This window comes from Cupriavidus sp. SHE (assembly GCF_000812445.1).
Classification (GTDB): Bacteria; Pseudomonadota; Gammaproteobacteria; order Burkholderiales; family Burkholderiaceae; genus Cupriavidus; species Cupriavidus metallidurans.
This window is the reverse complement of record NZ_JWMB01000016.1, coordinates 25132-41239: the sequence shown is the minus strand read 5'-3', so window position 1 is coordinate 41239 and position 16108 is coordinate 25132. Positions and strand designations below refer to the sequence as shown.

The 16108-nt window shown below is 64.5% G+C and carries 9 protein-coding genes; 8 read left to right on the top strand and 1 reads right to left on the bottom strand.

Going from position 1 to position 16108, the window contains the following annotated elements; genetic code table 11:
• Positions 1-8: 8 nt before the first annotated feature.
• The 8 genes from RN01_RS07640 to RN01_RS07605 all read left to right on the top strand — a co-directional run bounded on the left by RN01_RS07640 (position 9) and on the right by RN01_RS07605 (position 15252).
• The gene (locus RN01_RS07640) at positions 9-1640 is read left to right on the top strand and encodes a multicopper oxidase family protein (protein ID WP_024569383.1); all 1632 of its coding nucleotides are present in this window, start codon (positions 9-11) and stop codon (positions 1638-1640) included.
• 17 nt (positions 1641-1657) lie between these two features.
• Entirely contained in the window at positions 1658-9754 is an 8097-nt protein-coding gene (locus RN01_RS07635; RefSeq protein WP_024569382.1) for an Ig-like domain-containing protein, read from the top strand.
• A gap of 12 nt (positions 9755-9766) precedes the next feature.
• The gene (locus tag RN01_RS07630; protein WP_017514025.1) at positions 9767-10255 is read left to right on the top strand and encodes a hypothetical protein; all 489 of its coding nucleotides are present in this window, start codon (positions 9767-9769) and stop codon (positions 10253-10255) included.
• 48 nt (positions 10256-10303) lie between these two features.
• On the top strand, positions 10304-11083 hold the full coding sequence (locus tag RN01_RS07625; protein ID WP_024569381.1) for a hypothetical protein: 780 nt from the start codon (positions 10304-10306) through the stop codon (positions 11081-11083).
• Positions 11084-11098: 15 nt separating this feature from the next.
• Positions 11099-11947 carry a hypothetical protein gene (locus RN01_RS07620; RefSeq protein ID WP_051069131.1) on the top strand — a complete coding sequence of 283 codons (849 nt, stop codon included), beginning with the start codon at positions 11099-11101 and terminating at the stop codon, positions 11945-11947.
• Positions 11944-13569, top strand: a complete 1626-nt coding sequence (locus tag RN01_RS07615; RefSeq protein WP_024569380.1) for a hypothetical protein — start codon at positions 11944-11946, stop codon at positions 13567-13569. The genes RN01_RS07620 and RN01_RS07615 overlap by 4 nt, the downstream gene beginning before the upstream one ends.
• A 203-nt stretch (positions 13570-13772) precedes the next feature.
• On the top strand, positions 13773-14324 hold the full coding sequence (locus tag RN01_RS07610) for an SCO family protein (protein ID WP_224444935.1): 552 nt from the start codon (positions 13773-13775) through the stop codon (positions 14322-14324).
• Between the two features lie 52 nt (positions 14325-14376).
• Positions 14377-15252, top strand: coding sequence for a peptidyl-prolyl cis-trans isomerase (locus RN01_RS07605; protein ID WP_017514263.1), 876 nt, complete (start codon positions 14377-14379; stop codon positions 15250-15252).
• A 59-nt stretch (positions 15253-15311) separates the two neighbouring features.
• Here RN01_RS07605 and RN01_RS07600 read toward each other — a convergent pair whose 3' ends face one another.
• Positions 15312-15938 (bottom strand): lytic transglycosylase domain-containing protein, encoded by a 627-nt coding sequence (locus RN01_RS07600; RefSeq protein WP_017514262.1) that lies wholly within the window; start codon positions 15936-15938, stop codon positions 15312-15314.
• Positions 15939-16108: the final 170 nt, after the last annotated feature.

Genomic DNA, 16108 nt, shown 5'->3' with positions numbered 1-16108 from the left:
GAGATGCCGTGAGCCAACTATCCAGAAACAGGGGGGCGTCCAGGGTGGCATCGCTGGCCTTTGCCGGTGTGGTTGCACTGGCCTGCGCATCGGTGCAGGCCGCGGCGCCCGGCATCACTGGCCCGGTGTTCAACCTGAACGCCGAAGCGAACCGCATCAGCCAGCCTGACGGATCGAGCATCTATTCATGGGGCTATGGTTGCAAGACCACGCCGACCGGCTTCCTGCCTGCCAACATCACGGGTACGTGCTCCTCGATGCAGATTCCAGGGCCGACGCTGATCGTCAGGCAGGGGGACACCGTCACTGTCACGCTGACCAACAACCTTCCTGCCGCGGCCGGTACCACGTCGATCCTGTTTCCGGGCTTCCAGGTCTGCGCGGCGGCGCTGAATCCGGACAAGACCTGCCCGAACACACCGACCGGTGTCCCGGGCCTCCTGACGCGCGAAGCGGCCAACGGTGGTGGCACGGTGACCTACAGCTTCGTTGCCACTACGCCGGGTACTCATTCCTACTACAGCGGCACGCAGGGCGATCTGCAGATCGAGATGGGGATGTACGGGGCGCTCATCGTACTGCCCACATCGGGTGGCGGCGGCGCGACGGTCGTGCCGCCCGGATGCCGCGCGGTGGCCGCCACGTTGCCCGATGGCCAGACCGACTTCCGCAATGCGGCAGCCGCCTACAACCATCCGTCGGCGTGCTACGACCGCGAGTACCTGTTTCAGTTCTCCGAACTCGATCCGCGTATCCACGAGCAGGCGGAGCAGCAGGCGGCCAAGACGTGCAACCAGCCCAACGGGTGCATGTCCGTGGTCACCGAGCCGTACCATCCGGCGTACTTCATGATCAACGGTCGCTCGATGCCGGACCTCATGGACCCGAACTATGCCGTGCAGTACCCGCATCAGCCCTATAACGGCAATCCGCACATGCATCCTGGGGAACTGGTGCTGTTGCGGATCATCGGGACTGGCCGCTGGCAGCACCCCTTCCACGAGCACGGCAACCACGTACGCGTGCTGGCCAGGGACGGCAACCTGCTGTTGAGCCAGAGCGATTCGAACAAGCTGGCCGGGCCGCTGCTGTTCACCACGACGACCACGCCGGGGCTGGCCATGGACGGCATCTTCTACTGGACGGGCAAGGGCCTGAACTGGGATGTGTACGGCCATGTGGCTGGCGCTGTCTACACCGATCCGGCTTTCCCCGCATACGCCGGCAAACCGGTGGTGTGCCAGCCGGACGCGAATGGCTATTACACGATCGATCCGCACGCGCCGAACTACTACGAGTGGTGCGCCGACCATAACAAGGCGCTCGAGGCGCATCCGTTCGGCAATGTCGCCAGTGGCGGGCCGGTGACGCTGCCCGACGCCAACATCCTGACCAACGGCACGTGGTACGGCGGCAGTCCATACCTCGGTCCGGACGCCACGATCCGCGCCGTGGGCGCCAATGGCACCACGCCGCCTTCCGGGACCATCGCCAATCCGCCTACGAGCGAGGCTGGCTTCGCCTTCATGTGGCATTCGCACAATGAGCGCGAGATCACCACGAACAATATTTTCCCGGGCGGAATGATGATGATGATGCTTGTGGACCCACAGGCATTCACGATTAACGAAGGCAACTAGCGGGCGGGGGAAACGCGATGAGATCCGATCAGTTCAGGGCCAGGGTGCTTGACCTGGTCAAGGCAGGACTCGCGGTGTCGCTGCTGCTCGTGGCGAGCGGCGAGTCTCTTGCACAAACCGTCAACCTCACGGCCCAGGCGGCCACGGCGGCGATGCCTGATGGCCAGGTCGTGCCGATGTGGGGCTACAAGTGCGGCACCGCCACCGGGGCGACGTGCGTGGCGTCCAATGCGAACGCCGGTACGGGCTGGTCGCCGGTCATTATCCGGGTGCCATACGTTGGCGCCGCGACCACGTTGACCATCAACCTTACCAACAGCCTGCCGGTGCCCAAGAACGCCACGAGCGGGGTTCCGACCTCGCTGGTCATCGCGGGGCAACTGGGCGGGGGCCTCGGCAAGACGGCCACGACCACGGCCAGCCCGGCCCACCCGGTGCAAACCGCAACGTGGCCGATTGCAGGCGGATCCGCACAGTTCACGCCGCCCCAACAGGCCGCCCGCGTCCAGTCGTTCTCGACCGAAGTGGCGACGGGCGGGATGGCTACGCTGACGTGGAGCAACCTCAAGCCTGGCACCTATCTCATCGAATCGGGCACGCACCCGTCGATTCAGGGTCCGATGGGGCTCTACGGGATGCTGATCGTGACGACGCCGGCCAGTGCCGGCAACCCCGCGCTGGCATACACCAACGTCCCCTATGACGCTGACCTGCCACTGCTGCTTAGCGAAATCGACCCCGTACAGAACGCTGCGGTGGCAGCGGCGGTGGCGACGCCAAACTTCAGTGAGACCGCAGTCTGGTCGGGGCAGGCCGGCAGTTGCGGGGACCCGAAGTCGCCAACGTTCGGCACCTGCTATCCGCCTGCCGTGAACTACGATCCACGCTACTACATGATCAATGGCGTGGCCTTCGATCGCACGAACCAGAACCGGTCCAGCTTCCCGGTCAGCGCCACGCCCGCCACGGGCAGGATTCTCGTGCGCTACGTCAATGCAGGGCTGCGCGCGCACGTGCCGGTGATCGTGGGTGCCCAGACCGGCAACGCCGGCTCGTCCGGTGTTGCGTTGATCGCTGAGGACGGCAACGTGCTGCCCGGCACGCCCAAGGTGCAGAGCGCCACGTTCCTGGCTGCCGGCAAGGCCTACGACGTGATGATGAACGCGCCTGCGAGTGGCGCGCTGGCCCTGCCGGTGTTCGACCGTCAACTCAGTCTGTCGACGAACAACCAGCGCGATGGCGGCATGCAGGCCTACATCGCGGTCAATGGTGGCGCGCTGCCTCAGGCGTCGTCGTCGACGAATGCGGTGGCCAACCCGGATACGTATTTCCTGGTGCCCGGCAATCCGGTCATCGTGGTGGACCCGGCCAAGGGCGTGATAGCCAATGATGTGGGCGTCTATGGGGTGACGGTGCAGCAGGGGCCTTCTGGCGGTACGCTGACATTGAACCCGGATGGGACGTTTACATACAGCCCGGCCAGTGGCACCACCACTGACAGCTTCATCTATCAGGCCAATGGCAATCCGGCGATCAAGGCCAAGGTCACGCTGGCTGCCTGCACCTCCAATTCAAAATGCCTGGGCAAGGCGCCCGTGGCGGTGGACGATGCCTTTTCCAGCAGTACGGCCTCGCGCTACCAGTCAGGCGCGCCGGGCGTACTGGCCAACGACACCGATCCTTCGGGTCTGCTTCTGACCGCCGCCATTTCTGGCGCCGTGCACGGCGGCACGGTGACCCTGAATCAGGATGGATCGTTTACCGCCGTTCCCTCGGCGCCGCCGTCGGGCAACGGTACGGCAACGGTCCGTTTTAACTACACGGCCGTGAACTCGCAGAAGACATCCAGCAAGCCGGCCACGGTGACCGTGACATTCACGGGCGGAAGCGGGCTTGTCGTGGCCGTCAAGGATGCCCCGACCGGAACACCGATCAACGACTACCGCTGGATCATCGAGGAAGACCGCACCTTCTACATCGATCCGGTCTGTCAGGTTAACAGCAAGAAACGGCCGGCCAACTGTCCGCCGCTGCCCGTGCCGAGTCTCGGCACCAACTTCCACACCAGCTACATGCCAGTGGTCGCCTCGGGATGCGTCGGCGTGGTGGCTTGCGAATCCGGGCAGTCGGTGCTTGACCCGAACACCGGCACGCATTCGGCAGCGACCTGCGATGTCGGCAACGGTAGTTGCCGTACCGATGCCACGCAGAAAGCCCCGCTGGACCCGAGTCAGGTGGTGCTGGACCCCGCCAAGCGCTACTACATCTCGATCCTGCCTGGCGATGCCGGGAATCCGTTCAGCGCTGGGGCAGGCGCGCCGAAGCCGGTGGACCCGAATAACGCGAACAGCCCGTTGCGGCCCTTCAGTATTGCCGCGGATTGTCCGTCCGGCCCAGCAGGCGCGGATTTCGCGCCGGGCTCGGGTACCTGTGGCCACGGCATGGGCGGCGCGCCCATCGCGGCGGGCCAGAAGACAGTGAACGTCCTGCTGCAGCAGACGCCCTTGCAGACCGCGAAGATCTCGGTGTTCGTGTTCGAGGACGATGCGCCGCTCAATGGCGAAGTCGATGTCAGTGGCGGCACGGACGGCTTTGGCACGGCCCGCGAGCCGGGCCTGGGCGGCTTCGAGATCAAGCTCTTTGACGATGCCGGCGGCACGGGCGATGCGACCGGACAGATGACCTACGACATGTTCAACATGCCGTTGTCGAACTCGCTGCAGGGAACGATCGATCCGCTCACGGGGCTGGATGCCTGCCCGATCTCGAAGTCTCCGCGCAATGGCACGCTGGTCGGCATGATCCCGACCTGCCCGAAGTTCGAATCCGATGGCAAGACGCTGTCGCCACTGGTGGGACAGGCGATCATCGCCAACCTGATGCCAGGCCGCTACGGCGTTGTGGCAACGCCCGCAGCCGATCGGATCGGCCGGGGAGAGGAGTGGCTCCAGACCAATACGCTTGACGGCCAGAAAGCACACGATGCGTTCATCAAGGTTGGCGGGCCGTCCTACTTCCAGGAGTTCGGGCCGGCTGGCTTCCATGTATCGGTCGGCTTTGCCAATCCGAAGATCATTAATGCCCGCCTGAAGGCAATCTGCGCAAGCACGGGGTCAGGCTGCGTCAACAGTGTGAAAGGCCGGATCACCAACCTGCACTACAGCCGGCCGCCCAACCAGCATCTGTATGGCAGCGGATCGCGCGATTCGCTGGGCTTCACGCAATGCTATGTGAGCGTCGGCGACCCCGACGGGGAGGATATTGCCTTCTCGAAGTGCAATGCCGACGGCACGTTCTCGGTATCGGGCATTCCGGACGGAACATACCGCCTGACCGTCTTCGACCAATGGAACGACCAGATCGTCGATGGCCTGGCTACCGCATTCCAGGTGAAGGGCGGGCAGAACATGGTCCTGGGCGATATCCCGGTACTGCAATGGCACACCAACCTGTACACGCGCACCTTCATCGACACGAACAAGGATGGGGTGTCGCAGAGCGGTGAACCGGGGTTGACGCTTGTTCCCACCAATATCCGGTTCCGCGACGGCAGCTACTCGAACTTCAACAACACCGATCTCAACGGCTATGCGGCGTTCAACGAGGTGTTCCCGCTATTCAACTGGTACGTAGTCGAAGCCGATACCACACGCTTCAAGCAGACGGGCGTGCACGTGGTCTATGACTCGGGCGGTCCGCCGGACGGCACGCCGGGCGGGGGGACGTCCTCGATCGCGTCGAACTATGCCAACACCCTGGAATCCAGCACGGCTCATCTGCCGAACCCCCTGCGGGTACCAGGATCGGTGTACTGCGACAACGCGGACTGCAATGGATACTCGATCCAGAACGGACCCGGCAGCAGCGCGCACCAGCCATCCACGGGCCGTATCGATCCGCCATGGATCACCACCATGGGCTGGCAGGGCTTCTCGGGCCAAAGCGGATTCATCGAGTTCGGCAAGCAGCCATTCGCCGCGAACGAGAACGGTGGCATCCGTGGCGAGGTCATCTACGCCTCGACGCGTCCGTTTGATGATCCAGCGCTGCTGATCCATACGAGCTGGACGCCGAACGTGCCGAACGTGACGGTGAATCTCTACCAGAAGACCGTTGCGGCTGATGGCTCGGTTGCGCTCACGCTGGTCGATACCACGAAGACCAGTAGCTGGGACGACTTCGCGCAGGGCTTCCGCACCAACAATGTGCCGAACATGAACTGCCCTGGGCAGGAGACGCAGGCCAAGGACCCGTTCTTCTTCACGTTGCGTAACAGCACGCAGTGGCTGGACCCGACCCAGAAGCAGTTGCCGTCGAACGCGCAGTTCAAGTGCTATGACGGGATGCACGCCTTCAACCAGCTGCAGCCTGCGCCGTACGATGGGATGTACAGCTTCCCGAGCGTTACCGGCCGCAACCCTGGCAACGGGAAGGCCACCGGGACCAACTGCACGATCTGCGTGAAAAACCCGACCGGCGACGGCACCATGATGCTGCCCCCGGGCAAGTATGTGGTGGAAGTCATCCTTCCGCCCGGATACGAGCTGGTCAAGGAAGAGGACAAGAACATCCTGATTGGCGACAACTACATCGCGCCGGTCACGCAACAGTTCGGCGCGCTTGGCAATATCTTCATCCTGCCCGACCAGGCCGCGGTAAACGCCACCTACAACCGCTTCAATGCCCAGAATCCGACCACGGGCCTCGGTTCGTCGCCACGGCATGAGGGCGACACGGGCAGCGTGGAAACGTTCTGGCCGTGCGTTGGCGCGTTGCGTGTGGTGCCGGACTACATCAGCCTGTTCCCGGGCTCGAAGGAGGTGGCGCCATTTGCAGGTGCCTCGCGGAACCTGTGCGATCGCAAGGAAGTCATCCTGACCGACCAGATGACCGTGCTGGCCAAGTTCTGGGTCTTCAGCTCCACCCATGTGGCCGCGCACTATACGGGCTTCATGCTGGACGACTTTTCGTCCGAGTTCGATCCGTACTCGCCGCAGTTCGGAGAGAAGTTCGCCGTGCCCAATGTGCCGATTTCGATCAAGGATTTCGGCGGCACCGAAGTGGCGCGCGTCTACTCGGACCAATGGGGCATTTTCAACGGCCTGAACTATTCCACCTGGGAGGTCAATCCGCCCAATCCGACTGGCTACGCGCCGACCATGATGGTGGCGTGCATGAACGATCCGGATATGCCCGACCCGGCGCACCCCGGCAAGACCATGCGCGACCCGCTCTACAACCCCGGCTACAGCCAGTTCTGCTACGAGATCCCGTTTATGCCGGGTCAGACGCAGTACATGGACACGCCAGTGGTGCCTGTCCAGGCGTTCGCCGATGGCTACAACCAGCCGGACTGCGCCTATCCCGACGCCACGCCAGCCATCTCGACTGTGCAAGGCGATACGGTGGGTACTGGCAGCGGGCCATGGGTGCAGGCGGCAGGCAACAACCTGACCATCAAGGCGCTTGGCGATCAGACGGTGACCAACCACGCCTACAGCGGCCCATCGGCCACGACGGCGCCGTTCAACGAGAAGTCCATCAGCCGGCATTACGGCTTTGGTAGCCGACCTGCCGGTTGCCCGGCCTCGGGTCCGTGTCCGAACGTGACGATCGGCGGCAAGCCGATGACCGACGTGACGTGGAGCGACCTCAGCATCACGGGCAAGGTACCCGCCGGCGTGGCGGCGTGCTCGGTACAGCAGGCGGGTCAGTCTGCGGCCCAGTGTGGCGAGCTTTCGATCGTGGCGGCCAATGGCAAGAAGTCGATCGACACCGTTACCGTCACTATCGGCGGCAAGGCGCCGACGTTCGTCAACGGCGAGAACGGCAGCAACAATGCCATCCAGACTGCCATCGACAAGGCGAGCCCGGGCGACATGATCCTGGTGGGCCCCGGCACGTACAACGAGATGCTGCTGATGTGGAAGCCTGTGCGCCTGCAAGGTGTCGGCGCTCCGTCGGTCGTGGTCAACGCCAATACGCATCCTTCGGGCAAGCTCGATCCGTGGCGCAGGCAGGTGCAATGCCTGTTTGGCGTGGCGACGAACGGCGGTCTGATCTCCGCGACCAATCCGTATGACAAGTCGGGAACGTACACCTGCCCGGCGAACATGCAGCGGCAGGTGGACGCGATTCCGCTCGAACCGGTGATCGGCTGGGATGGCACCCTGAATGGCAACCTGGGCGAGCTGCTTATCGAGCCGACGCTGATGGGCGCCTACGAAGGGGCGGCGATCACCGTCCTGGCCAAGGGGGTACGTGACGTGTCCGTGAACGGCGTGCTGCAATCCGACCCGAACTGCAGCGCCAACGGCATCTGCACGCCGCTGACCAGCAGCGCGGCGGATTGCTCCACCTATCCGAGCAACTTCCTCTGCAACCCGTCGCGGATTGATGGCATCACCTTTACCAACAGTTCGCAAGGCGGTGGCGGGATTTTCCTGCACGGCTGGAACCACAACATGGAGGTCTCCAACAACCGCGTGTTCGGCAACGCCGGAACGCTGACAGGTGGCATCACGGTGGGGCAGGTGGAAGTGCCTGACGGCACCATCGCCGCCGACGGCTTCACGCAGCAGCCGTTTGCCTACAACACCAACGTGAAGGTGCACCACAACGCTGTCACGTCGAATGCCTCCTACGGCGACGAGATCAACTCCACCACGCCGTCTTCGGCGGGTGGGGTGACGTTCTGCTCGGGCGCCGACAACTACAAGTTCGACTACAACTGGGTGTGCGGCAACATCAGCAGCGGCGACGGTGGTGGCGTGGCCCACTTCGGCTTCAGCTACTTCGGCGAGATGTCGCATAACTGGGTGCTCTTCAACCAGAGCAATAACCCCACGCTACCCACCTATGGCGGCGGCATCATCGTTCAGGGCGTTCCGCCGGATGGCACCTTCTGCGAAAACTCGGCAACCGACCTGGATTGCGCGCCGCAGTTGTCAGATGGCGCGGGTCCGGGGATAAAGATCGACAGCAACCTGATCGTCGGCAACACGGCGGAAAGCGGCAAGGGTGGCGGGCTGCGGCTCCAGTCGGTCAACGGCACCGACGTGGCGCGTAGCCCGACGAACCCGAGCCGCTGGTACCAGGTGTCCGTCACCAACAACATCATCGCCAACAACGTGGCGGGTTGGGCTGGAGGCGGGGTGTCGATTCAGGATGCGGTGTACGTGAACTTCATCAACAACACGGTTGTGTCGAATGACTCGACGGCGTCCGCCGGCGTGCTGTTCAACACCGCCGCGGCAAGCCAGGCCAACGTACCGCCGCCGACCAACTGCACCACCGTGGGTGCGGAAACGACCTGCGACCCGGTCACGACATCCACCTATCAGCCAGCGGGACTGGAGACCGCGCGGCATACGCAGAATCTGCTCGGCGCGTTCAATGGGCAGAGCGTGAACTGTCCGGCCGGGCTCCCGGGGTGCAAGACGTACTCGAACCCGGTGATCGCCAATAACCTGTTCTGGCAGAACCGGTCCTTCTACATCAAGGTGGGCGCGCTCGACCAGGGGATACCCGGCCTGCAGAACATCGTGACCCTGATCCCGACGCTGAACCAGTCGGGACACGCCACCGGCTACTGCGCGCCCAAAGCGGTGTACTGGGACATCGGCGCCTATGGCGACATGGGGCCGAGCGACCACTCGTCGGGACTGACGCTTGCGCCACGGCAGTCGATCCTGACGGATGCCGTCGACTATCAGGGGCAGGGGAATCTGGGCTCCAATCCGGCCCTGGTGAGCCAGTACTGCAATGGCTCGCGCAAGCCGCCGGAAGCGGGTGGCAACGGCATCTCGGTGCCACCGGGCATTGCCGATGCGGTGATCCCGAACCCGCTGTTCAGCCTGACGCCGTCGGCCACGCCGGACGAGGGTAACCAGTGGATCAACATGTCCTACGGTCCGCTGTCGCTGGTGAATGCCTCCGTCACCGCGGGCAGCGCGGGGTACGGCGTGCCGCTTGGCAATTACTCGATCACGGGCGCGTCTCCGGCGATCAACGCGGCAGGGGCGGGTGCGCCGGACCACGACTTCTTCGGGACGCCACGGCCGCAAGGCGGTGGGGTGGACATCGGCGCGGTCGAGTACGTGCCATCGAAATAAGGCGGCAACGAAATGATCTGTTTCGCACGCATCCTGACCACCACGGCGCTGCTGCTTGGCAGCGGCGCCGTGCCCGGCGCGCTGGCCGCATCGGGCGATGCGACGGCGGCCAAGGCAGGCTCCGCGTCCGCCTATCGGCCCGTCAACGTGCCGAAACGGGCCCAGTCCTACTACGAACTGAATCGCGGCGTGGACAACCTGCGGGTACGCCGCACAGCGTCGGGCAACCTGCTGCGCTTCAGTTTTCGCGTCGTCCAGCCTGAAATCGCTCAGGTGCTTGGCGACAAGAACGCCACGCCGTATCTGATTGGCCAGCGCACCCATGCACTGCTCGAGATTCCGGTGATGGACAAGATCGGCCAGTTGCGGCAGACCGGGCAACTGGAAGCTGGCCAGGAGTACTGGATGGTGTTTTCCAACAAGGGCAACGTGATCAAGGCCGGCGACCGGGTCAGCATACTGGTTGGCACGTATCGCATCGACGGCCTGGTGGTGGAATAGGTGGACGGGCTCGGACATGTCGACGCCTGAACCGGGGAGGAGAAACCCATGAACCGAAATCTCTTTGTGGCGCTGGGTCTGGCCGTGCTCGTGACACCGGTCGCGGCCGCTGCCGCCGATGCAGGCCGGATGTCCGCCGCCCAGATCGTCGACCGGAACGTAGCCGCGCGCGGCGGCCTTGCGGCCTGGCGGGCGGTCAATACGCTGACCATGTCGGGCGAACTGGACGCGGGTGGCAAGAAGGAGACGAAGCTACCGTTCGTGGCCACCATGAAGCGCCCCCACAAGGTGCGATTCGAGTTGCGGTTCCAGGACCAGACGGCAGTGCAGGTCTACGATGGCACGCAGGGATGGAAGGTCCGGCCGTTCCTGGGGCGGGACGGCGCCGAGCCGTTCACGCCCGCCGAGGCAAAGGCAGCAGCCGAATGGGCTGAGCTCGACGGACCGCTGGTCGATTACGCCCGGAAGGGGTCTACCGTCGAACTTGAAGGCACTGACACCGTGGAAGGCCATCGTGCCTACCGGCTCAGGCTGACAACGAAGGATAGGGTGCAACGCAGGGTGTGGGTAGATGCGTCGAGCTTCCTGGAGGTGAAGATGGACGGCGAACCCCGCGTGATGGACGGACGCCCGCGCCCGGTAGCGATCTACTACCGCGAATACGGCAAGGAGAACGGCCTGATGATGCCGCACGTCGTGGAAACCGTGGTCGTTGGCGTCAAGCCGGGGCACAAGATGAAGATCCAGCGAGTGGCCGTGAATCCGCCGGTAGACGATGCGGCGTTCGCCAAGCCGCAGGTTGCCGTTCCGGGAGCCGCAGGCCAGTAGCAGGGGGCGAACGCCATGAGCACCATAGCAACACGCGCCCGGACCATGGGCACCAGGGCGATGGCCGGCAACGCGCTGGCCGCCTGTCTGCTGGTACTGGCAGGCGCGCAAGGCTGCGCGGCGGAGCCTACCGCTGCCGAGGTCGTCGAGAAGCATGGCAAGGCCATTGGCGGCGCGGAAGCCTGGCGCAAGATCGATGCCATGGTATGGGTCGGGCACGTGGAAAGCGCGCAGGCCCCCGCCCAGTTCGTGCTGGCCCTCAAGCGGCCCAACAAGACGCGCTTCGAGATTCGCGGCGGCAGTCAACAGGCCGTGCGGATCTTCGACGGCAATCGCGGCTGGAAGGTACGTTCGGCGCAGGGCAAGCCGAGCCTGACGCCCTACACGCCGGAGGAGGACAAGTTCGCGCACGACGAGCAGGTCATCGACGGGCCGCTGATCGACTGCGAGGCCAAGGGCATTACCGTGGTGATGGAGGGCACTGACGAGGTTGACGGGCACAAGGCCTACCGGCTCGGTGTCACCTTGCCCTCCGGCAGTTCGCGCCGCGAGTGGATCGACGCGCAGACCTATCTCGATATCAAGTCGGAGCGGCAGTCCCGCAACGCGGCCGGACAGGCGCATCTGGTGACCGTGTACTACCGCGATTACCGGGAGGTGGATGGCGTGCGTCTGCCATTCGTTATTGAGAGCGGCGCGGGCATGGCGCGTGCCGGGGAACGGCTCGTGATCGATCGCATCCAGATGAATCCGCCATTGCAGGACATCATGTTCGCCAAGCCGCCGTCGATGCGTGGCAGCGAAGAAGCGGCACGACCCACTGCGGCGCCCCCATACGGCTTCCGCCCGGCCCCGATGCAATGAACCCGCTTGCTTGCCGACTCTGGCGGATTGTCGCGTGGCTGGCGCTGCTATTGCTGGCGGGCCTTGCGCGTGCCGACCCGCCGCCAGACGCTGGCGAGCGGATTTTCCGGCAGGGCACGCTGGCCTCGGGCGAACCGCTTCAGGCCATCCGCGATGGCGGGATGCGCATGGAGGGCCAGGCCGCCGCCTGCATGAACTGCCACCGGCGCAGCGGGCTTGGCGCCCGTGCCGGCCTGACAGCGATTCCCCCGATTACGGGCAGGTATCTCTTTCACCCGCGCGCGAGCAATCCCGACGATCTCGACCTGCCATTTGTCGATGGCATCCGTATCGACCGCGAGCCCTACACGGAGGCTACGCTGGCACGGGCCATCCGCAGCGGGCTTGACTCGGAAGGCCGGCCACTGAGCTACCTGATGCCGCATTTCGCATTGGGCGATGCCGATATGGCGGCGCTGATCGGCTTTCTGAAGCGCCTTGACGCACGCACGCTGCCCGGCGTCGATGGGACCATGCTGCACTTCGCCACGATCATCACGCCAGACGCGGACCCGGTCAAACGCCAGGGAATGCTGGACGTGTTGCAGCACTATTTCGCTGACAAGAACGCGTTCCCGCTGGGCCCCACGCCGCGTCTGCGCGCGTCGCGCAGCATGATGTTCATGGTGAACCGGCGCTGGCAGCTGCATGTCTGGGAACTGAGCGGCGCGCCCTCCACGTGGCAGGCGCAATTGCAGAAACATCTCGCGGAACAGCCTGTGCTCGCCGTGGTATCCGGGCTTGGCGGTTCGAACTGGGCGCCGGTGCACGCGTTCTGCGAGCAGGCAGCCGTGCCGTGCCTGTTTCCCAATGTCGAGGTGCCCGCCGAGGAGGGCAAGGGGTTCTATTCGCTCTACTTTTCCAATGGCGTCACCCTTGAGGCGCAGTTGATGGCACGGTCGATCCTGCGCGGCCAGGACGGCAAGGCAGTTGGACCGGTGCTTCAGGTATACCGCGAAGGCGATAGCGGTGACGCTGGCGCCAGGGCGCTCGCGGCAGCGCTCTTGCCCGCAGGCGTTACGGTGTCGAACCGCGTTTTGAAGGCGCACGAGAGCATCGCCAGCGCACTGCGCAAGGTGCCGAAGGGCAACGTGCTGGTGCTATGGCTGCGTCCGCCGGATGTGGTGGCGCTTGGCGGCAGCCCACCGCCCGGAACGACCGTGCTGATGTCGGGGCTGATGGGCGGGCTGGAACATACGCCTGTCCCTGCGGGCTGGCGAGCAGTCACCGAGTTGACGTATCCGGTCGATTTGCCCGAACGCCGGCGGGTGCGCGTCGATTATGCGCTCGGATGGTTCACGATCCGGCGCATCCCGCTGGTGGCCGAACAGGTGCAGGCGGATACGTTCCTGGCTTGCGGGCTGCTCGCCGAGACGCTGAACCATATGGCCGATACCTTCCAGCGCGACTACCTCGTGGAGCGCGTGGAGGACATGATCGAGCGCCGCGTTATCACCGGATACTATCCGCGCCTGACCCTCGCGCCAGGCCAGCGATTCGCGTCCAAGGGCGGCTACATGGTCCGCTTCTCGGGGCCGGACGGCGCCCGGGTTGCGGCGGAGGGGGACTGGACGGTGCCCTAGACACACCGGGCGGAGGTTTACCTATCCCAGTTAGGGGAGGGTTCCCCATGCCGGCCTTGGCGCGGCTTGCCCACAATGGAGTAAACACCCGCCAGGGTGCGCGTCAGCGAAACATCGAGGAGGGGACTCCCATGAAAGCGTACGCAAAGCGTTGGAGCAAGGTGGCGGCAGTGACCGCCGTTGGCTTGATCGCGTGCGTCTCGATGGGCGCCGTCGGTCATGAATCCGACGACCCGCATTCCCATCACGAGATGAAACGGGAGATGCATACGTCCACGGTGGACTATCGCCTGCCACCGGTGACGCTGGTGCGTGACGATGGGCAGGCCGTGTCGCTGGCCAATGAACTCGATGACGGCCGGCCGGTGGTACTGACCTTCATCTACACCACGTGCACGTCGATCTGTCCGGTCATCAGCCAGACGCTGTCACAGCTTCAGGCGGAACTGGGTCCTGACCGGGACAAGGTGCATCTGGTCTCCATCTCGATCGACCCCGAGCACGACACCCCGGGACGGCTGCGGGAATATGCGGCGAAGTTCGGCGCGGGCCCGGAGTGGCAGCACTACACCGGCGCAGTGTCGGCCAGCGTTGCCGCGCAGAAAGCCTTCAACGTCTATCACGAAGACAAGATGAACCACAGTCCAGTGGTCCTGCTGCGCGCGGCGCCGGGCAAGCCCTGGCTGCGGATAGATGGTTTTGCGACGGCGGACGAAATCCTCCATGCGTACCACCATCTGATGGCGTCGAACTGATCTCGCCGGGCGCCTGAACGTCGCGCCAGTCGTCCGAATGCGGAGGCACACCATGAATGCGATTGCCCTGTCTCGTCTGTCAGGTCCGGCACGTCTGGCGCTCGGCCTGATGCTCGCTGCGTGCCTTGCGCCATGCCAGGCAGCGGATGACAGCGGGAGCGGGGCGGCCACGGGCCTGCCGCCAGGAACGCTCGCCGTCGTCAACGGCGTGCCGATTGCGCAGGCGCAGCTCGACGACGCCTTGCGTGTGGCGCGCCAGCCAGACACCCCGCAGATGCGCCAGTTCTTCACACAGGAACTGATCGTGCGCGAAGTGCTGCGGCAGTCGGCGGAAAAGGATGGGTATGACCGGAGGCCGGAAGTCTTGCAGGCCGCCAACACCGCGAAGGCGTCGGCGGAGGCGGAGCTTTACCTGCGCGACAACCTGCGCCTCGATCCGATTACCGATGCGCAGGTCAAGGCGCGGTATGACGAGGTAGTCAGCATGATGGGGAGGGAGGAGTACAAGGTCCGCATCATTTCGGTGGCGGACGATCGGACCGCCCGTACCGTGCTGGAAAAGCTCAGGGCGGGCGTGTCCTTCGATGAGCTGGTCCGGATGTACAGCGTGGCGTCGAGCAAGGAGAGCGGGGGCGAGATGCCGTGGATCACGTTCCGGGTGCCTGTGGTCGAAGGCAAGAGCCAGGGCGTGCCGGTAGCCGTGGCCGAAGCCGTCTCCCATCTGGAGGTTGGTGCGGTCACGCAGGAGCCAGTCGTGGTCGACAACCTTCGTGTCATCGTCAGGCTCGATGCGAAGCGTGCCACGCAGGTCCCGGCATTTGACGAAGTCAAAGACGACATCCGCAGGCAACTGCATATTGTGGCGCTCAACAAGGCCAGGGCGGATGTGGTCGGCAATCTGATGCAGGCGGCGACGATTCGGCAGTAGAGCAGTAGAGCAGTAGAGCCGTAGGGCAGTAAAGCAGTAGCACCGGCACCGCTGGCGCATTACCCCGAGGCCAGCAGCCTGCGGTAGTGCGCCATGACCATCGGTACGTAGGCCTGCGTTTCCGCATAGGCCGGGATCCGGTTTCCCGCCTGGATCACCGCATTCTCGCCAGCGTTGTAGGCCGCCAGCGCAAGTTCCAGATCATCGCGGAACAGGTCCAGCAGATAGCGCAGGTACTGGGCGCCCGCGAGTATGTTGTCGCGCGGATTCAGCATGTCGCCGGTCGAGAACCGCTTGGCGGTATCCGGCATCAGTTGCATCAGTCCGATCGCGCCCTTTCTGGATACCGCATTGGGATTGAAGCGCGACTCGATGGCGATCACGGCACGGATCAGTTCCGGCGGCAGGTGGGAGTTGCGGCTGGCTTCGGAAATGAAAGTCGCGAACAGCGCGGCGTCGGTGGGCAGATCCCTCGGCTCCCGGGGCTTGCGCTCGGCCGGTGGATTGCCGGCGACCAGCAGGTGCAGATGTGGATTTCCCGCCGTATTGGTCAGCGTGATGGACCCGTCCGCACTGACCGCGCCGAAGATCTGGGCCCGTGCCACGCGCGCAAAGGCAAGCCCCACGATCACCACGACCGTGAAAAGGATGGTCCTCGGCAACGTTGATGGCTTGCGCTCAGTCATTGGCGTCCCCTCCCAGTACATTCTGGTACGTCCCGACCCATTGCGGCAGGAGGAAGTGTCCCCATGGGGCAGTAGGGATTGTGGGGTTCCTGGCGCCCCGTGCAGCGTTTGCGCACTCCGGGCCAACCCTGATTCACTCATGTTTACCTTGACGCGGGCAGGCGCGTCTC